Here is a 19843-nt window from a genome sequence, read left to right as displayed (position 1 = left end):
CGATCGTAACGTGTATCGCCTTTTTTATTGCTCAAAGTATTGTTTTTAAGAGGCTTAAGCCATGAGTCTTTTAATAAATTATTCAGTGATGACTTCAGCTTCAGCACTGACAGCATCGAAGCTGGTGACTTTATTGTTTTGAATAAGATCTATAGCGCTACCACCACCATGACTGACCAGCTGAATACTACCATCTGTTGAGCGATAAGTAGGATTGTTACCTTGGCCTTCTGGTGCGCTTAGGGTCATTTTGGGTTTATTAGGTAAGGTTACGATGGCATTGAGTACGCCCGCAGCCGAGGTTTCAAAGACGACGGATAAAGTTTCACCTGACGCGCTTTTATAACGTACATCAGTGATTTGCGCGCCTTTAATCGCTTGTTCTGGATTAGGAGTCGCGGCTGCAGTATTTGGTTCTATTTCTACCGTTTCGATATCGTTTTCAAGCTCGTTTAAGTTAACATCGTGCTCTGAATCTATGATGGAATCAACCGAGTTTTGAGAGCTGTCTATAGGTGCCCCATTATCATGACTATCATTAACAGGCGTAGTTTGAACGTTTGTTTCAGCTTTTGCCTCATTAGCTGCTTCAGGTTCTGGTGTCTTTTGGCAGGCATTCAGTATCAGCACACTAAAAAAAATGGCGGGAAAAACACGCAAGTAGGACTTGGATTTTAGTAAAGCTAAAGTAGGGGCTTTCATAATGAGGTTGTTATCCATCAAGAGGGGTTTATTTAAGCATAGTAAGCTGTGAGCAGTAATTTGCTATTGAATGACAATATATGACTAAGTGCTTACGGTAATAACTAGCTTTCGCTGTCCGCCATATTTTTCGAGGTTGTCTCTATGCTCACATAGGTAAATACCTTGCCACATTCCTAGTCCTAATGCGCCATTGATAAGTGGAACGGTTAAGCTGACCCCAAGCATTATACTTTTAAAATGAGCTGGCAGATCGTCTGAACCTTCTAGCGTATGTCGATATTCTGGCTGGTCGGCTGGTGCTATTTTGTTAAGCCAGTCTTCGGTATCTAATCTGACATCTGGATCAGCATTTTCGTTGATAGCGAGACTGGCGGAAGTATGCTGTAAAAATAGGTGTACTAGACCTGCTTTAGATGTATGAGGTATTAGCGCCTCGATGGCATCTTCAATCATTGGTGTTATGATATGAATACCGCGCGCATAGGCAGGCAATGTAAGAGTGGTTTGTTGGTAAGCCATTTGAATATGTCTCGTTATTATACCAAACCCAAAAAATATACTTAGCGGTGTCAAACTCATTTAGCCCATAAGGCATACTACTTAACCTCGTTTTGCTTGATACTCTGATTTTTGGGAACGGTATTAAAATTACTTTCAATACTTAATATTACAAGATATTCGTAGGCGTTGAAAGCGATGCCTTAAGAAGGACGAAACTCACTTCAAGGTTCTTTAATTGAGCGGCGTTTGCAAACGCGTGCGATTTGGCGAGAGTCGTGCAAGCATCGCCGCTGACAATGGTGCAAACGAGCCTAGCATCATATCTACTAGCGTTTCAGCACATATTGGTGCCAGCGCATAACCTTTAGCGCCCATTGCACTCATGGTCCAAATTCGTTTACTACCGACTAACTGCCCAACCATCGGATGATAATCAGGGGTCTGGGTGCGAATGCCTGCGCGTCCCTGCCACAGACTGGTATCTGTTGGAATGACCGATTCCATCTCAGGAATGGCAGTGACTAGTTTTTCGCGGCTAATCTGGTGTTCTTCATTACGAATATCAGTGTCTGTATCATTGCGCACAAAGCTTGCGCCTAGTAATAAATACTGTTCGCCTTCTACTACCTCATTCAACTTACTGTCACCAGCTTGCCCGCTAAATGAGGTGCAATAGCCACCGTACTTGAGAGGAAGTTTGGGCAGTTTTGCCCATTGTGCTGCTGAGGGAATAAACCAAGAGAGCTGACCGCGGATTTTACGACAATCAAAAATACGTTTATCTAACTGATGGCTCTCAAAAGCGGCACAAATCACCACGTTATCGGCGATGATAGATATTATATCTTTATCCTGATTACTGCCTTCAATACAAACATGGCTCTCCATCTCGTTAATACTGCTAACTTCTAATTGTTGAAAGCAGATTAGGGGATGGGTCAGTATTATATTTTTCAATACTTGAGGATTGACCAAGCCAGATTGGGGTAAGTACAAATTCTCTGATAAATCTTGCGTTTTTAATCCAGTAGTCTCTTGTGCTTGTGCAAGCGATAGCGTGGTTGCCATATCTTCAGGATAGTCTGCAATTTGCTCTGTACCGATATTGGCTTTCATAAGTAGATCAAGGGCGCCAGTTAACTCAAGTACGGGCGCTGTATTTTGCTTTGCAGCCTTTTCATTGAGCTTTCGATATAGTCTGCTGCTATAGAGATAACCTATGGTATGCAGATGCTCGTCGACATGATGGATAGGCGTCATTTTGGGTGCGAGTAGGGCGCGAGGGTTACCTGATGCTCCGGCTAAGGGGGCTGATTTATCTAGTAAGGTGACATTGATACCGCGATTGGCTAGCGACCATGCCGTTAGCAGTCCAGAGACGCCAGCACCAATAACTACGATATGATTGTGAGCGCTAGATAGCGTAGAACTGCTATCACTATCATTCGAATATACTTTATCAGCCATGACCGCCGTTAGCATTTCACGCTTACGCCCAAAGCCTTTAACTTTTTTAATCTCAAATCCACAATTTTGTAGCGCACGTTTGACAATACCGGCACAGCTATAGGTGGCTGCAGTCGTCTTTGAACGTGACAGGCGCTGAATTTGTGCAAAGATATTTTCAGCCCATAAAGTACTATTGCAAGAAGGTGCAAAGCCATCTAAAAACCATGCATCAATGTAGGGCGCTGGCTTGATAGAAGTATCCAAAGCTAATTTGGATAAGCTGATAGCTGCATCGCCCAACCATATATCAACGGTCAAATTATCATCAAAGAAGCTCAAACGATGACAGCCCGCGATAAGAGGAGGATAGGCAGATAAAAATAGCTCAATTATCTCTGTCAGCTCGGGCGCACGCTGTCCCCATAATGCCAGTATCTGCGTTAAATCTGCAAGCGGTATAGGGAGTTTTTCGGTAGTAATAAAATGCAGTTTCGCAGTCGCTAATTGTGGATGCGTTTCACGCAGTTGTCGCCATAGCTGCCAAGTTGCCAAGAGATTTAGTCCAGTACCAAAACCCAATTCAGCGATGGTAAAGCACTGCTTTGGCTCAAGGTTTGCCAGCCGCTCCGGCAGTTGGTTATGTGCCAAAAACACATGACGCGACTCCGCTAGTCCGTCGGCATGTGAGAAGTAAACATCCTCAAACTCACCTGACACTGGCACCATATTACCCGTATCATCCATTTGCCAGTCAATATTGGCAGGAGTAATGACGTTTGATGGTTCAGCATTTTTGATTTGAGCGGTAGGCATGAAAACGTTCTTAGGAGCGTTGATGGCTCTATTAGAGAAGCTTAAACATTGAAGAAGCTTGGAAATAGTTAGGGTTAGTAGGCGTGAAATATCGAATAGAGTCTATCAATAACAACTGCTGATACTACCAGCGCTCACGACGCACAAACACTAACCACGAGACGAAAATACCGACTAATAAGCTAATCAACACCGTGAAAGCACCATATAAAAACAACTGACCTTTGCTCTCATAGACTAAGACGTTAACTTGAGTTTGTAAGTCATTAACTTGTCTTTGTAGCTGTGCATTGCGACTGAGTAGCGCTTGGTTGGCATCGGATAATGCTTTATCTGAAGGCTGTAGTTGTGCTGCTAAAGTATTGTTAGCTGGTGTCGTTGATTGATTAGCGTTATTTTGATTCGTTGCAGGCGGCGTTGCTGCCGGATCGGTATTCGTGACCGTTGGGGCAGCTTGCGCTGATATCGCAGTGATGACAATGATGCTAGCAAGACTATATTTATAATATTTTTTTAACAAAGATGAGCGCTGACTCACGATGGCACTACCTTATCTGCTATATCGTTAGTAGGTGCTGGCAACGTTTTTATAAAAGGCTTGATATCAACGTGACTGTACACGCCATCACGTAGATAAGGTTCTGCGCTTGCCCATGCCTGCGCTGCTTCAAGTGAGTCAAAATCTGCAATAATGAGACTGCCTGACATATCACTTTTACCATGTTCAATAGGGGTTGGCCCTGCAATAACTAGGCGTTGCTCGCGACTTAAAGCTTGTAAACGTTCAACGTGTTCAGCACGCGTAATTTGACGCTGTGCTGCGCTGTTGGCCACATCATGACCAATGATAGCAAATAAAGACATAATCCTTCCTTAATAAGTAGTAAGAATAAAGAGTTATAATCGGTAAGAATAATACCGATTTGTCATTAACAATTAATTATTGTCGCTATGGGTATTTAGAAACCATTTAACTTTTATTATAAAATAACGAATACCAAAGTATATTTTATTTTTAATGCTGATAGAAGTAAGCAAGCAGGATACTATTATTAACCTTTATTTCGCAGACTTGTCAGTTAAGGCTGGATTTAGATGCTTTTTTAATACCGCAAATTGAGCGACAACGAACACCAACATAATCGGAATCCAGCCATAGGTTTTAAAGTTAATCCATGCTTCATCAGACATTGTAAATGCCGTGATATAATGTAATACGCCCATAAAGGCAAAGAACAGTGCCCATGCGACAGTTAGCTTTTTCCAGCCACTCATCGTTAGGGTGAACACATCTTTCATCGCTAGTTGCATTAGAGGCTTGTTGATAGCCGCACTAATAAACAACGTTAAGGCAAAGATACCGTTGATAATTGGTGATTTCCAACGTAGATAGATGTCATCACGTAGCAGTAGCGTACCACCACAAAACACAATGGTTAATAGTAATACAACCCATTGCTGCTTATCGAATTTACCTTTTTGGCGCACGAAATGAATCGCATAAATGATAATAGTTGCAATCAGCAAGGCACCTGCTGCTGCCAAAATACCGCTCTGACGGGCAGTAATAAAAAAGGCAATCAGAGGAATGAAGTCTAGTAATGCTTTCATAACAAGTGGGATGTCCAACAAAAACGTAGTGGGTAGTTTACACGTCTACTGCGCTAAAAAAAAGCAGACAACACTACAATCATATTCGATAATAGGCGTAAGCCATAATACGTATCATTACTATTCATCCATTTAGCTATAGTCAATCCACTATAAAAGAGTTACAGCGTTAACCTCGTTTGAAGTGTCACTTATACATCTGCACTCGGTTGCCTTGTACATCTTTTAAATTGAATCAATTATATTATTCATTCAATTATTCCCAATTAATCCATCAATATCCGTATTAAAAACCTAAGGCCAACTTTATGAAATTCGATTTACATTGCCATAGTACCTGTTCTGATGGCACTTATGCACCGGCAGATGTAGTGCAGCGCGCGCATGCAGCTGGTGTCGATGTGCTGGCATTAACTGATCACGATACTTTACTAGGCATTGATGAAGCTAGAGCAGCAGCAACTGCATATGGAATGACGCTTATCAATGGCGTTGAGATTAGCTGTGAGCATACGCTAAACGGCGGTTATGGTAAGAATAAATCAACCAATAAAATCATTCATGTGCTTGGACTCGATTTTACAGATCGCGAAAAAATGCATGAAACCTTATTACAATTGCAAGAAAGCCGGGCAACTCGTGGTCAGCGTATCACTGAAAAACTCAGTAAGCTGCTGGATATTGATTATGATGAGCTTTGGCAAGCCGTACTTGATAAAGCTGGTGGCAATCCACAAGCAGTTGGGCGTGCGCATATTGGGCAAGTGTTATTTGAGCGTGGCGAAGTTAAGACCGTACAAAAGGCTTTCGATAAATATTTAGCCGACAATAAATCCGCTTATGTGGCGATTGATGCCCTGAGTATGGCGGATGGTATTGAGCTGATTCATGCTTGCGGCGGTAAAGCAGTGCTCGCGCATCCAACGCGTTATCAGCTTTCGGCTACACGAGTACGTAAGCTTATCGAAGAGTTTGCTCAGCTTGGCGGTGATGCTTGTGAGTTACCAGCGACTAGTGAGCCGATCAGCACCCGAAAAATGGTTGATCGTAGTATTGCTGAACATGAGCTTGTCGCTTCAATTGGTAGTGACTTTCATGGTAGTAATATGCCATGGCGACGTTTGGGTGATGTGCCAAGTCTGACTACTGAGCAGCTCGGAGTCTGGCAACTTTTTGAAAATACTAGTTATTAATTATGAAGCAATTATCAACCATATATCGTATATAGATACCCTTTATAACAATCGTATTGCTAAACTATTTGAAAGTTGTCAAACTCAATAATAAACATATCAGAATTATACGAGTAAGAATAACATTCACAAAAACGAGTATAGTGCTGCGTCGATGGATGGCTTGATAAAAATTACAAAGCATATCAATCATTTAAAGAGTAAACCAATAAGATGCTCATCTGCCATATCCTAGGATTAATACTAATATAGTAATAAAGGCGCAACGCTTTTAATGCTTTGAACTTATCTATCAGTCTGTCAGTGGCTATCAACAAACGATTCCGTTTGGGTTAGTGTTAACGACAGATTGAATGTGCACGTGGTAACGCGTATATGGTTACATCGATATATCGGCTAGGCTACAAAAAACTTTCCCAAATGATTTTTGAGTGGCAAGCTGCGGATAGAGCATCATTGTTAGCCTTGTTCATTGTGATGGAAGTCACCATGCATTGGTTATGGTGTCTACTTGTATGGTTACGGCAAGATGCCTTTGGCAGCTATGTAGATATGGCGCTATTATATCCAATATGGGTAACCATAACGCTGATGGGATTGTTTTTTTGGTGGATGGTAGGCCATTTATCGCATATTAAAAATGACTATAAACGTCTACATAATTGGCAAATCGTACTAATTTTTGTCTATAGCTTATATATTGCAGTTGTCGTTTTGGTAATGGGTCATAGTAGTTTGGTCTCAGGAGTGTCGCTAGTTGGCGGTACTATGCTGGCGATGATGCTGGTACGCCGTCGTTATATTTGGTATGCATTCTTAATTCAAGTATTCTTGATTATGTTAGTGGCTATTTTGCCTTATTTGGGCGTGAATTTGCCCAGTATGCGTCAACTCACCATTACTTCGTTACCGCTTGGTACTTATAGTTATCAGACTTATACCGAGATGACTAATATGGAAAATGCGATAGCAGCCACTATTTTTCAAGATGGTACGCTTAGCTGGGATAGCATAAACGAGATTCGTCGTTCTTCAGTATTCTTTTGGCGTGCAACGCACATGTATTTGGCATTGCCCAAAGCTATTTTTATGGTATATGTATTTAGTACACTATTATTAATCTTAGATAACAGTAAAAAAGAAATTATACAGCATGCCAATCATGACGAGCTGACAGGACTGAAGAATCGACGCTATGGTCTGACCCAAATGCGGCAAACGCTAGCAGATTTGACAGATACTCAGGACTATACCGTCATCTTGTTAGATTTAGATTTATTTAAATATATCAATGATAATTATGGTCATGAAGTCGGCGATCAAGTATTAAAAGAAGTTGCGAATATATTGATGGATACACTCGCTGATATAGACATTGTTAGCCGTTATGGCGGTGAAGAATTTCTAATCATTTTACCTGATATGGCGCATGATTTAGCGATGACTATTGCAGAACAATTGCGTTGCGATATTGCCAATCATGTGATTCAAGTAAATCATAGTCTAAGCTTTAGTATAACGGCGAGTCTAGGGCTTTATACATTGACTCATACTGAGCGGACATGCATTAAGCAAAGATATGCCTCTATAAAGTCAAAAGAACACGCACCGCAGCTAACAAAGTCGCAGATAGTTAAGTCGCGAAGAGGCAAGCGGGTGACTAAACAAGCTCCAGAGCTACCAAAGGCGCAATTGCCAAGTGATATTTGCCAGCGCTTAATTAGGATAGCAGACAAAGCTTTATATGAAGCCAAAGATCGTGGCCGTAATCAGGTCGTTAGCGCCAACGAGATGCTAGCAGCGGAAAATAGTAATATTGAGCCCCTTTATTGCATCTAAAAAGCTGCTATCCCATTGGCAAGCAGCTAATGACAGCGCAGTTTAATAAAGATTGTTTGACCTTCATGCACTATGCACTTAATTACAAGGTGCTTAACCGTTGCACCAAGCTTGCCAATACACTGGTCGCAAAACTGCCAGTCGTCAACGTAAAGTTTAATACCAGCGTTTGCTCATCATTATTTTGCCACTCCCAGCTCATCTCTTCAATTGGTAATCTCAGCGCTCGTCGTTGTGCTTTCACATCGCGCTTCTCTAACCCCATTGCCAGCTGTGTTAATAACGCACTATTCTGTACCACATCGTTTTCAAGTTGAGCTGCTACGGCGCTGACTTTGTCATTAGCCATACCCCATAACACGCCAGTCGGATGAATATCACCGCTAGCAACTCGCGCGCGTAAAGTATCGTCTATTTCTTCACTGGTAAATATCGAGCCTGAGCCATCTAAGTTAAACACCTCACCTGCGAGTCCAGTATTCCAACTACCATCCCGTACCCGTGCAGCCAATATCTCATTGAATATTAAGCTACGCGCGGCAGACAATTCCATAGAATTTTGCTCTCGCGGCGCACGTTTACGTTTGCTCTTCTTTGGCTGTGGTCGGTTCTCTGGCGCTGGGCGTGCAAACAATGCCAAGGCTTCTCGAATATTATTACCATTCCATCCAAAACGCTGTGGACCAAAGTAATTGGGTACGCCGCTTGAGCTGATATTTTGCAAATGCTGTTCTACAGACGACTTATCGTCATTTTCCAATTCAATATCTCGCAAGGTGATAATAAATTGATTGGCTCTATGTGTACCGCGATTAAGCTTTTTATTGTGCCAATGTTGGGCAAGTATGGTGACAGACTCGTTGTCGCTGATATCTACTGGTGCAAACTCAGACTCTGGCAATTGCTTTTTTGGTATTCGTAGGCTAAACCACTGAGTAGTCAGCGCATGACGGTCTTTGAGTCCTGAGTAACCGACATCACGTAAGGGAATCTCTGCCCACTCTGATAGTAATTTAGCCAAATAGGCAGTATTTACCCCTGACTTTTCAATATGTAGCCAGAGATGCTCGCCTTCGCCTGTAAACTCTAACGGCAATATCTCATTGACGACAAAATCTGTGTTATGGGTCTTGTAATTCGCTTGTTTGATAGGTGGCAAAGTCGGCTGCGGTAATTGTGCAGTATCTGTCGCTGCTTCGATATCAATACTGGTGATATCAAACAGTTTATTATTAGATGACTGACTGTTTAAGTCAGGTTCAGAGGTAGACGTAGCTGTCATTTCGTTCTGATTATCTTGATCTTGAGAATTCATAAAGTCGTCTTGTATTTTGGTTATAAGTTTTAGGTTAAAAGAGTAGGTCTGTTCGTTAAAAAGCTAGTAAAGGTTAGGAAGTTACGTTTTGCAACGCAGCAAACATACAAATAAACAACGTACGATAAGTGGTCTTGCTACTATCAATGAATCTGCTTTTTTTGAATATATAGTCGATACTAAATAAAATGGATACATAACATTATTATGCGTGACTGGTATAAATTTTTCTCGCTTGCTGTGTCTACGCCGACAGAGGCTTGGTAAAATTCCTTCCAGTAACGCTTGGTAATCCGCAGTAAACCTGTATTCATTAAAGTATATCGACTATCTCAAACACGTTTTATTCAGGAAGTAATTATAACTGTTAAGGATGACCTATGAGCCAAGTTAATAATAACCAAGCCGACAACAAGATCGCCGCCAAAAATCTAGTAACGATCAATAAATCTGACATTCCAAGTGGCGGTATGAAGTCATATAAACAAGATGACGATAGTATCATTTTAATTACCCGTGATGAGGACGAGTTTTTTGCCTTTGATGGCAAATGTCCTCATGTTGGTGCAGATCTAGGTGATGGTATGCGCTGTGGTAATCGAGTGGTCTGCCCGTGGCATCATGGCAGCTTTGATAGCCGTGATGGCACGCTATTAGAGCCAGTTGCCATGCGCGGATTGACTCAATATGAGCTGACAGATGAGGGCGATAGCTTGACCGTCAATACTTCAGCAAAGATAGATAAACGCGTTGAAAATGACAAGCTAACCGATACCCATACCATTATCGTTGGTGGCGGAGGTGCTGGTTTTATGACGGCCAATCAGCTGCGTCATACCGGTTATGGTGGCAAGATTACCTTGATTAGTAAAGATGATAAAGCCCCTTATAACCGCCCTTTATTGTCGAAAGCATTTTTGGCAGGAAAAATGGAAGAGAAATATCTGATGCTTGGCGGCAGCGAGTGGGCCAGTAAAAATAATATCGAACTACGCTTAAACCAAACCGTCAGCGAAGTATTACCCAATGAGCGTACTATTGTGATGAAAGATGAGAGTGGTAATAGTGAACAGCAAACTGCGGACTTCCTAGTGGTAGCGACAGGTGCTGAGCCTAAGATACCGCCTTTTGAAGGTGCTGATTTGGATGGTGTCTATACGCTACGCAGCATGGATGATGCCAAAGACATCAAAGCGGCCAGTGATAACAAGCATGTCGTCATTGTAGGCACAGGCTTTATCGGCATGGAAGCAGCGTCTGCTTTAACGGAAGCGGGGAAGGCAGCATCTGTCACCGTTATTGGGCGCAGCCGCCGCGTCATGAGCAATATCGTCTCTGAAACGGTGAGTAATGCGCTCATCAAACTCCACGAAGAAAAAGGGGTGAAGTTCGTATTTGGCGCGGGTGTTGATGAAATCAATGGAGAAGGTAGTAAAGTCAGCGGTGTAAAACTATCAGATGGCAGTACGATTGCAGCAGATGTTGTCATTTTAGGTACAGGTGTCGCACCACGTACCGAGATGTTAAATGAGGTGAACGCTCCGGATGGCGTGCAAGTGGATGAGCATCTACAACTGCGTGATGGCGTCTATGCGCTGGGTGATATTGCCAAAGCGACCAACCAAATGGGACGTATGCGTATTGAGCATTGGCGGGTGGCTCTGCAACACGGTATCGTGACAGCAGCAGCTATCTTAAATCAAGACAACGTCAACACGCTAGAGGAACGTATTCCTTTCTTTTGGACCGCACAATATGGCAAAAGCCTACGCTATAGCGGCTACGCCGCCTCGCCAGATAACAATATCTTGTTTGGCTCGCCAGATACGCTAGATTATATTGAATATTACTTTGATGACGATGGGGAAGATACGCGTGCGAGTGCTGCTAGCACGTTAGGGCGTGATAAAGAGCTGGTCGCTTTTTCTGAGCTACTTCGCCGTGGTCATGGGCCAACGCGCGCACAAATTAATGTAGGATTTAATCTCATTGACCAAGCGCAGGCATTATCACGCTAGCATTTAGAGGGTTATAAGGTTTACTATAAAGGCTGGTCTATTAATTTAGATCAGCCTTTTATTATATAGCCTTTTATACTAAATAGACGGAAAAGGACGACCAGTTTCATGAATAAAGAACAGATAAATAAAGAACAGACAGGCAAAAACCACTTGAATAGAGAATCAGTATTTTTACGACAAGCAGAAGCGGATGATATTGACGCACTCGAACAGCTGCTCAACCGCTGCTATCGTGAGACGGAAGGCTGGACCAATGAAGCAGATCTCGTCGGTGGCATTCGTATCACTCAAGCTGAGCTGGCAAGCATCATTGCCAATCCAAAACACTATCTGTTCATTTATCCAAAAACGACGACTGGCGAACGCGATGCAGATGAAACCGGTGAGCTGTTGGGTTGTATTGCAGTCGATATAAAAGTTGATGACAATACAAATAAGAGCGACCTTAATAGGACTGACAATGATAACAAAGCTTATATTGGTATGTTTGCCGTACATCCAGAGCTGCAGGGGCAGGGCGTTGGTAATGTAATATTACAAGCCGCTGAAACTTTCGCTGAAAGACATTTAAAAAGTAACAGCCAACCAACCCGTCTTACTATGTCTATTTTAAGCCATCGCCCTGAGCTATTGGCTTACTATCAGCGCCGTGGTTATCAGTTGAATGGTAATAAGATGCCATTTCCATATGATGGCAATAATGGCGAACCAAAACGTCAGGATTTAGAGTTGTTAGAGTTAGAGAAAATCGTTAACGCTTAAAGGTTAACTTTATCTATATCAAACTTGAGCTAACCCCAAAAATGCCCAAAGGTCATAAACAAGCCAATGCTTAGCAGAACAAATGCCACAATAATTAAACGCTTAAACCAGTTGAAAGCAGGCAAGCGCGTGGCATTGTCATCAGACATCAGGTAAGCAAATAAAAACAATAAGCTTGCTGCCAAGGTCATGATGCCTAAACCAATCGGTAATATAAAAAGGTATACCTGCCACACAGTCATCTCGCAACGGTCATTATTAAACGCATCATAGCAGCATCATGATTGTGCTGTCTGTATGTGACTTTGCACTAAATAAAAAATAGGCAATAAAAAAGGCTATTCCGTCAAGAATAGCCTTTCTTCTAATAGCACCCAGTCTATCTAACGCATCGTCACAAATTCTTCCGAACCTGTAGGATGAATAGCAACGGTATCATCAAAGTCAGCCTTAGTCGCGCCCATTTTTATCGCCACCGCAAAGCCTTGAATCATCTCATCAACACCATAACCAATACCATGCAAACCGATAACTTTTTCATCATCTCCTAAGCACACTAGCTTCATCACGCACTTTTGACGATGCTGAGTCACCGCGCTATACATAGAGGTAAATGTCGAGGTGTAGCATTTGATATTGTCCTTGCCATGATGATTGATAGCGTCAATCTCAGACAAGCCAATAGTGCCGATAGCAGGGTGGGTAAAGATAACCGTCGGGATAAGATCATAAACTAAATGCTCATCGGTTTTGTCATTAAACAAGCGCTCAGACAACCTACGACCCGCCGCGATAGCCACTGGCGTCAAATCAATACTGTTCTCAATAATATCGCCAACCGCATAAATGCCTTCAACATTAGTATTTTGGAACTTATCGACTTTGATTTTGCCGTTGTCCGTCGTCTCAACGCCTGTGACATCCAAGTTGATAGTATCGGTGGAAGGCGCGCGACCAATCGCCCAAATCAAGCAATCTACGGTATCAAGAGCGCCATCTTTGGTACATAACTCTAAACTGCCATCTTCATTCTTATTGACTTCAGTAAGGGTGGTTTCAGTATGCAGTTGAATGCCGTCTTGCTCCATTTCTATCAGCAAGGCCTCGACGATAGTATGATCAAATGAGCGTAGCGGTGAATGCTGACGAACATACAAATGCACCTCAGCGCCTAGACTGTTAAGTACGCCCGCGATCTCAACAGCGATATATCCTGCGCCGACGATAGCCACACGTTTTGGCAAATGGTTTAACCTAAAAAATCCATCAGAATCAATACCGTGTTCTGCGCCTTTGATATTAGGAAGAATAGGGTGACCGCCTGTAGCAATCAAAATATGGTCAGCGGTAATGTGTTCGCCATTAACCTCGACCGTATTGGTATCGATAAATTTGGCAAAACCCTTTATCACTTCAACGCCATTTTTCGCCAAGTTATTATCATAAGAGCGGTGAATGTTTTGGATATACTGTTGACGACTATTGACCAGCTTTTGAAAATCAAAGCCTTTTACTTCCACGTCAAAGCCATAATCAGGCGCATATTTTTCGATGGCTTCGGCAACTTGTGCCCCATACCACATCACCTTTTTAGGTACGCAGCCCCAGTTTACGCAGGTGCCGCCCAATTGGTCAGCTTCGATAATGGCGCATTTTTTGCCATAGCTCGCGGCTCGATTGATCGAAGCAATACCGCCGCTACCGCCGCCAATGGAAATATAATCATAATGTTTTGTCATTGTTATGTCTCTTTATTAAGTTTTGGTACAATTTTGAACTCTATGGTAATGGGTATAATAATAAATCTTACAAGGTTTTTATCGTAAAGCTGTGGCAGCTAGCCTCTAGACTCAGCTATACAATGGCACGACGTCTATAAAATAACAGCCCAGGAATGGACAAACCCAGCACCAATCCTGAGGTCACAAACAACGCCTCAAACAAATACACCATCATTTGGCTAAATAATTCGTCCGAAAAGCCAAAATAGCCAATCTGCACCATACTGACCATCGCCTTATAAGCGGCGATACCTGGCATCATACAGATGACGCTTGGTGAGATTAATGCTTTGGGTGGTAGGGTATATTTTTTAGAAAAGTACACCCCCAAAAAGCTGGCAAGCATCGCTCCAAAAAAGCTGGCTACCACGAGATGTATGTGCTGATAGACAAGCGCTGTTTTTAGCCCGAACCCAAACGCGGTCATCAGCAAACAAGGTAGAATATAGCGTTTGGGTACGCTGAACATAAGCGTCCAACCAAGGGTAATGATACATGACAATACCACGGTATCAATGAACCACATGTCAAAACCCCCAGTGCTGTATGCGAAGTAAAACCAGCGCCATCACGATGCCAACGCACGCGGACAAGGTCAACATATAAGTAAAAACCGCACGTCCAATCCCAATATTGACATAGCCCTTTAAGATGTCTGAGAAAGAGTTAATCAAAGGAAAGCTTGGCACCAGCAGTAGAACGCTAGAGGCAACGGCAATATCGGCATTATTACCAATATCAAAATAGTAAGTCGTCGCCCCAATCAAAGAGGCGATAAAAGCCGTCACAATGACCGTGATAAAGGGATTGAAGTGGTGCTTGGCCAGATAAATGCGGGTGAACATCGCTACCATACCAGCGATAAATGTTACGGCGGTAATCGACCAACTGCCGCCATTAAGATTGGCAAACGCGGCACAAGATGCGCCAACAAATATGCCCACCAGCCACGTTGGATAAACCGTTTTATCTAATTCATCAAACGCAAGGGTGGTGCGGTCAGTCAGCTCAGATTTTAGTTTATTGTTATCTAGCTTGTCGCTATTTGTATCGGCTTCGGTTTTATTGATAATTTGCTGGATTTGTACCAATAAGTTGACATTGATGCTTTGATTAATAGTGTCTCGAGTGGTGGTGATACAGCGTTCATTACAGATGGTCGTCAAGGTTATGGCATTAAAATTAAGCGAACATTCTACGCTACTCATTCCCAAAGCGAATCCCAAACGTTTAGACAAGTCAACCACCACAGCGGACTCGGCACCATATTGCATAAGGAGTAATCCGCAGCGCACGCATAATCGAGTAATGCGCTGTTGCTGTACGTAGCTGATAGAAGTCATTGGGCGAGTACGCATATTGGCTATTGTGATTTTTATGAATGGTATTAGTATAAACAGTGTGAGTCGTTATGAGGTATCGATACGGCAAGGTAACGATAGCATAACTTGCCGTGCTTATTTGCTACTATTATAAAGCGTAAACCACTGTAGCAAGGAGAATAAAATGCATATTGCTATCTTAACGCTGACTTTTGCGCTACCCGGCTGTAGCTCACTCAAAGAAAAACGCCAACGCATGGGCGGATTGCACGCCCGCTTCGGCAATACGCCAAGCGTCGCAGTCTGTGAGAGCGGTGAGCGTGATCGACATGATGCCAGCGAGTGGACGTTTGTGATCGTCGGGCTGTCTAAACGTGAGGTCGAGTCGCAATGCAGCCAAATTGAAGAGAAAATAGAGCGGATGGTAGATGCGCGGATGATGAATGTTGAGCGGGAGTTTGTTTAGGTGGGGATTTATTACTGGGAGCTAATCCTGAGAAGCGTTAAAAAATTGCACTGCAATTTTAGCTTCGCAAGTGAAAATTCCTTAAAGGGAATTTTCTGTCCCGCTCATATTTTGGCTAGCACAGAGGCGGGCGCTAAGGCCAGAGTCGTTCCAACATTCGAGCGACCAACTCTAGCCAAGCGCCCGCAGCCCTGTGCGTCACCAAGGATAACCACTGCAATCGGGGCTAAACTGCGCCTCAAGGCGACTATTTATAATTAAACATGATAATGTTTAACAAGACAGCGTCACACTTGCTGGACATCGATATTCTTCACATCATTGATTAGCTGAATAATATCATCAGCTGTTTCGGCCACCCACTCTTCGCGACTCTTCTCATTGATAATATCGAAAAAATTATCGTTGGGGTTTTTGAAATTGACTGGGCGTTGAGGATAAACCTGACCACCTAAATTCTTCTTTTTTTCTTGATACTCCCAGTTTTTATGTAGTTTCTCAACTCTTCCTTTGAAATCTTTCATATCGCTTGGACATTCTGGAAGGCGTCCATCCTTGTCTACTAACGTTATGCTGTAATACAAACGATGATTTAGCTCAATATAACAATAAACTCCTACGTTATATTTTTCGGTTATTCTATAGCAAAGTCCGTACGTCTTAGCTTTGCCTTTCGTACCACCACCTGAGAAGTACTGCTTTACTGCTTTTTCTTGGCTATAAGGTAAAAGCTGATTATCACAAAAAGTAAACTCTATATTTTTCTCGCTAAAATAAGCCAATAAACTATTCCATATCTCATTCTGAATACGCTGTTGAAACGTTTCAAAGTTCTGGCTAAGGTTGTGAACTGTTTTAAAGTTATTGTCATTTGCCAGAAAGTCTACATACTCTTGTTTCATTTTTGCATTCCTTGTTTGACCTGTAATTCTAGCAACGGTATTGATGTACTGCTCAATAGTCTGTTCTATATGCGGATAATCTACTACCTTTGCCTTACATAGTTTTAAAAAGTTAAAAACATCTTCTTTATAGCTAATCACGCCATAGTCTTCATTACTAATATCTCCCTGTCCATAGGGCGACACATCATCCCCAAAACGATTTAAATATACTATGTAAATATTTTTATCGTCATAGCCCAATTCTTGGCACGCTTTATAATATTTAGCCAGTTGACCTTTTTGATCAAAAGCATAAATCTTGTTTTCGACAACAATAACGTTGTTTTTGTTTTTGAGAATGATATCAGCTCTACCATGATCTGAATTACGAAAACTATATTCAATTTCACAACTGTAGTCATCTTTAGGACTTAATTTTTCTCGATTCCATTCTTGTGTTGCTATGGCATTATTTAATACGGTTTCAATGAATAATTGTTGAAAGTCTGCTATTTTATGACTAGCATTTCTATTGAGTAATTCGGCAAGGAAACGAGAGTGCAAACCAACTTCTTCACCTGTCTTACGCAAGATCGTAAATATATTAAAATCTTGTTTTGTATCATTGTGATTCTTTAGAGAGGCTTGTTCCTTATCCTGTAAACTTGAAATTTTTTGTTTAAAATTATTGTTGAGCATAGTCATTTTCCTAGTGGTTTTAGTTTAAATTATCAAATTAAGTTTATCGAAATAACACATACATCCATACTTTCTAAAACATGACAAAGAGTTCGTTACTATGAGCAGTACTTCTAAATATACAATGAGTGATATTCCTAATCACAAAGAACCTGAAGGATTTATGCTCGTCACAACAGGTCAAATAACTAAGAAGGTAGCGCAAAATATTGGTAAAGATAGGTTTAATAAAGCCTCTAATAGATATTTAAAAATCGATATCCATGATTCAGATTTTAAAATAGTTAGTTTAGACGATTTAAAGAATATGACAGAAATCGATAGAGATCAGCAACTCAAAAGTCAAAAAGTCATAGTTTTTTTAGTTGAAAAGGAGGCTAGCCTTTATGGTTTACGCGTCTTTCAAGAAGAAATAGCTACTATATCAGCACTGACTTTTGCAATCCTTCCTTCAACTATAGATGAAATAAGTAGTTTCAAGACCAAATCCCAAAATGCTTTAAGAGATAAGGTGAGCACACTATCATCTATTCCTACTTTTGCTATACCTTTCATCACATCACAAGCAAAAAATGATTTTGTAAACGATATGAGCATTGAGAGTTATAACTTTTATTATTCCTTTATAGATTCAGTTGTAACTACAGTTTGTAGCGTTTATAGGCAGGACGACTCTATGATTGGCTATGACTTTAATGATTGGAAACATGTATTCAGCGGCAATAGACTACTAAATATACTTCCAACAATTTATGCAAACGAAGATAACAAAGATAGTTTCAAGAGTAATTATTTGGAAGGGTTAAATAAAGTTGGAATTAATCTGACTGACATTAAAGATATAATCTGTGTAATGAGTGCTAGTATGCCTCCTAGCTTAGAACAAACATGTGAAGTAACCGAGGCTATAGAGGATGACTTTGCTATTTTTTGTACGACAACTATGAAGCTTACTCAAGATTTAGCTATTTTTGAAGACCCAAGCATAATAAGTATCAATGTCGTAGTAAGTATGCATTCTTAAGACAAATAATTAGTACATAGGTTGATCTGCGTTCAAAGTCGACCTTAAGAGTTAGCTGGTAGAACTTGTAGAAGAATCAAGAGCTTCATTAAGAATAATGAAGCTCTTGATTATAAGTTAGCTTACTGAGTAGATTTAATTGCTTGTAGAAGGATACACAAGTGCTGATGTCTCGTTTGCTACCGTTTTTAACCATTCATCAAACCCTTTCTGGTTAATATATCCAGATTGAGTTTCATTAGCATAACCTACTCCATATCTACGGCCATGAGCTGGTACACCATTGTCGTTTAAAGTAATCGCTGTATTGTAAGATTTATCCGTCACACTATCAAAAGATAATGCTGGGAACAATAAAATTCTCTTACCATCAATCGCAGTTAAATATTCTGTGACCGCTTTACTTGGTCCAGTAGTATCAATATCTTTGGCACAGTTAGAGTCTAATGAATATAAGGTTGCTCCCAGCTGAGTACTATTAAATACAAGTCCCGTTCTACCGAAGCCTGACTCTGCTTTAAATGCGCAAACAACCTTTTCTGTCGTTGAATGAGCAGCACGATAGGCTTCGATGTTTTGATAAGATGAATCATCATTTGATGTAGATGCTGCTTGTGACGAATAAACTTCGGCATCATCAAAATAGTAATATTCGCCCTCTGAGATTCCTGAATCAATTCTAAAGCTTTTAACAGAGCTGCTATAAGTTCCCGCATTAGGACGCTTGGGATCGATCATAGTATTACTCAAGCTTTTGTCAGAAACACTGAATTTGTAAGTCGTATTATTTAAGTATTTAGCAGTAAATCCATCAGGAGTAGATGTCCAAATAGAATTTTCTGAATCGAATCTTTTAGTACTTAAGACGCTACCATCTGAGTAAAGATCACCATAACCCATAAAACCAAATATTCGTTGTCTAGGATTTATACTCAAAGAGCTCCACTTTTTATCGACAGGTAAATACACCCAAGCGTCTTGATGGATCATGTTATTTGAGTCTATCCACAGACGAATAAAGCTTGGACAAGCTGTATCACTAGAACTAGGACAATTTACTTCATCACCAAATAAATTAACAAGTTTTGGAAGATAAATACCGTTAGTAAGGGCAACCGCTCCTGAATTCGTATGTTTAAACGGAAGCTTATTCGAATCTGACTCTACAAGATCGGGAATATTTACAGAAAGCGGTAGTTTAAAAGCTGGAGTCGGATCAGGCGTTGGTTCTGGATCAGGCGTTGGTTCTGGATCAGGTGTTGGTTCTGGATCAGGTGTTGGTTTTGGATCAGGTGTTGGTTTTGGATCAGGCGTTGGTTGTGAATCTGGTGCTGGATCCTGTGTAGTAGTCTGAGTAGGCGTTGATGAAGAATCATCACCTCCACATGCAGTCAATAATAGTGTGCATGAAATAGCACTAATAGCTAGTGATAAACGTCTTTTTGAATTCATTATTTA

General features: G+C 41.3%; 19 protein-coding genes. 6 read left to right on the top strand and 13 right to left on the bottom strand.

What is annotated here, in order from left to right; all coding sequences use genetic code 11:
- Nucleotides 1-78: 78 nt before the first annotated feature.
- From AK823_RS10900 to ispZ, 6 genes are all read right to left on the bottom strand, one after another.
- On the bottom strand, nucleotides 79-702 hold the full coding sequence (locus AK823_RS10900) for a hypothetical protein (RefSeq protein WP_068329190.1): 624 nt from the start codon (nucleotides 700-702) through the stop codon (nucleotides 79-81).
- Between the two features lie 84 nt (nucleotides 703-786).
- Nucleotides 787-1224 carry a secondary thiamine-phosphate synthase enzyme YjbQ gene (locus AK823_RS10895; RefSeq protein WP_068329187.1) on the bottom strand — a complete coding sequence of 146 codons (438 nt, stop codon included), beginning with the start codon at nucleotides 1222-1224 and terminating at the stop codon, nucleotides 787-789.
- A 213-nt stretch (nucleotides 1225-1437) separates the two neighbouring features.
- Nucleotides 1438-3468: an FAD-dependent 5-carboxymethylaminomethyl-2-thiouridine(34) oxidoreductase MnmC gene (mnmC, locus tag AK823_RS10890; RefSeq protein WP_068329184.1), complete on the bottom strand. Its 2031-nt coding sequence runs from the start codon at nucleotides 3466-3468 to the stop codon at nucleotides 1438-1440.
- Between the two features lie 124 nt (nucleotides 3469-3592).
- Nucleotides 3593-4006, bottom strand: coding sequence for a hypothetical protein (locus AK823_RS10885; RefSeq protein WP_068329182.1), 414 nt, complete (start codon nucleotides 4004-4006; stop codon nucleotides 3593-3595).
- On the bottom strand, nucleotides 4003-4332 hold the full coding sequence (locus tag AK823_RS10880) for a YciI family protein (RefSeq protein ID WP_068037454.1): 330 nt from the start codon (nucleotides 4330-4332) through the stop codon (nucleotides 4003-4005). Before AK823_RS10880 ends, AK823_RS10885 begins: the two co-directional genes overlap by 4 nt.
- A 195-nt stretch (nucleotides 4333-4527) precedes the next feature.
- Nucleotides 4528-5079 carry a septation protein IspZ gene (gene ispZ, locus AK823_RS10875; protein WP_068037451.1) on the bottom strand — a complete coding sequence of 184 codons (552 nt, stop codon included), beginning with the start codon at nucleotides 5077-5079 and terminating at the stop codon, nucleotides 4528-4530.
- Between the two features lie 308 nt (nucleotides 5080-5387).
- Here ispZ and AK823_RS10870 point away from each other — a divergent pair, with 308 nt between their 5' ends.
- Together AK823_RS10870 and AK823_RS10865 are read left to right on the top strand one after the other, a co-directional pair.
- Nucleotides 5388-6272 (top strand): PHP domain-containing protein, encoded by an 885-nt coding sequence (locus tag AK823_RS10870; protein WP_068329180.1) that lies wholly within the window; start codon nucleotides 5388-5390, stop codon nucleotides 6270-6272.
- A 375-nt stretch (nucleotides 6273-6647) separates the two neighbouring features.
- Complete coding sequence (locus AK823_RS10865; RefSeq protein WP_082785711.1) at nucleotides 6648-8111, top strand: GGDEF domain-containing protein; 1464 nt, start codon at nucleotides 6648-6650, stop codon at nucleotides 8109-8111.
- A gap of 82 nt (nucleotides 8112-8193) precedes the next feature.
- On the opposite strand, the gene AK823_RS10860 is transcribed toward AK823_RS10865, so the two are convergent.
- Nucleotides 8194-9426, bottom strand: a complete 1233-nt coding sequence (locus AK823_RS10860; protein ID WP_082785710.1) for a tRNA pseudouridine(13) synthase TruD — start codon at nucleotides 9424-9426, stop codon at nucleotides 8194-8196.
- A gap of 380 nt (nucleotides 9427-9806) precedes the next feature.
- Between AK823_RS10860 and AK823_RS10855 the strand changes: the two genes are divergently transcribed.
- The gene (locus AK823_RS10855) at nucleotides 9807-11444 is read left to right on the top strand and encodes an FAD-dependent oxidoreductase (protein ID WP_068329177.1); all 1638 of its coding nucleotides are present in this window, start codon (nucleotides 9807-9809) and stop codon (nucleotides 11442-11444) included.
- A 108-nt stretch (nucleotides 11445-11552) separates the two neighbouring features.
- Nucleotides 11553-12209 (top strand): GNAT family N-acetyltransferase, encoded by a 657-nt coding sequence (locus AK823_RS10850; RefSeq protein ID WP_068329174.1) that lies wholly within the window; start codon nucleotides 11553-11555, stop codon nucleotides 12207-12209.
- 29 nt (nucleotides 12210-12238) lie between these two features.
- Here the strand turns inward: AK823_RS10850 and AK823_RS10845 are convergent, their stop codons facing one another.
- The 4 genes from AK823_RS10845 to AK823_RS10830 all read right to left on the bottom strand — a co-directional run bounded on the left by AK823_RS10845 (nucleotide 12239) and on the right by AK823_RS10830 (nucleotide 15333).
- Complete coding sequence (locus tag AK823_RS10845) at nucleotides 12239-12451, bottom strand: hypothetical protein (RefSeq protein WP_068329171.1); 213 nt, start codon at nucleotides 12449-12451, stop codon at nucleotides 12239-12241.
- Nucleotides 12452-12592: 141 nt separating this feature from the next.
- A complete protein-coding gene (gene gorA / locus AK823_RS10840) occupies nucleotides 12593-13948 on the bottom strand; it encodes a glutathione-disulfide reductase (protein ID WP_068329169.1) in 1356 nt (451 codons plus the stop codon).
- Nucleotides 13949-14063: 115 nt separating this feature from the next.
- Nucleotides 14064-14516: a threonine/serine exporter family protein gene (locus tag AK823_RS10835; RefSeq protein ID WP_068329166.1), complete on the bottom strand. Its 453-nt coding sequence runs from the start codon at nucleotides 14514-14516 to the stop codon at nucleotides 14064-14066.
- A gap of 1 nt (nucleotide 14517) precedes the next feature.
- The gene (locus tag AK823_RS10830; RefSeq protein WP_068329163.1) at nucleotides 14518-15333 is read right to left on the bottom strand and encodes a threonine/serine exporter family protein; all 816 of its coding nucleotides are present in this window, start codon (nucleotides 15331-15333) and stop codon (nucleotides 14518-14520) included.
- Nucleotides 15334-15496: 163 nt separating this feature from the next.
- On the opposite strand from AK823_RS10830, the gene AK823_RS10825 reads away from it, so the two are divergent.
- Complete coding sequence (locus AK823_RS10825; protein ID WP_068329160.1) at nucleotides 15497-15778, top strand: DUF503 domain-containing protein; 282 nt, start codon at nucleotides 15497-15499, stop codon at nucleotides 15776-15778.
- A gap of 287 nt (nucleotides 15779-16065) precedes the next feature.
- On the opposite strand, the gene AK823_RS10820 is transcribed toward AK823_RS10825, so the two are convergent.
- Entirely contained in the window at nucleotides 16066-17361 is a 1296-nt protein-coding gene (locus AK823_RS10820) for a PD-(D/E)XK nuclease family protein (protein WP_068329157.1), read from the bottom strand.
- Nucleotides 17362-17461: 100 nt separating this feature from the next.
- Here AK823_RS10820 and AK823_RS10815 point away from each other — a divergent pair, with 100 nt between their 5' ends.
- On the top strand, nucleotides 17462-18385 hold the full coding sequence (locus AK823_RS10815) for a hypothetical protein (RefSeq protein WP_068329154.1): 924 nt from the start codon (nucleotides 17462-17464) through the stop codon (nucleotides 18383-18385).
- Nucleotides 18386-18520: 135 nt separating this feature from the next.
- On the opposite strand, the gene AK823_RS14160 is transcribed toward AK823_RS10815, so the two are convergent.
- The gene (locus AK823_RS14160; RefSeq protein ID WP_068329151.1) at nucleotides 18521-19837 is read right to left on the bottom strand and encodes a hypothetical protein; all 1317 of its coding nucleotides are present in this window, start codon (nucleotides 19835-19837) and stop codon (nucleotides 18521-18523) included.
- Nucleotides 19838-19843: the final 6 nt, after the last annotated feature.

This window comes from Psychrobacter sp. P2G3, assembly GCF_001593285.1.
In the GTDB taxonomy this organism is placed as follows: domain Bacteria; phylum Pseudomonadota; class Gammaproteobacteria; order Pseudomonadales; family Moraxellaceae; genus Psychrobacter.
The sequence above is the reverse complement of the archived record's forward strand: the minus strand, read 5'-3'. Positions and strand labels throughout refer to the sequence as shown.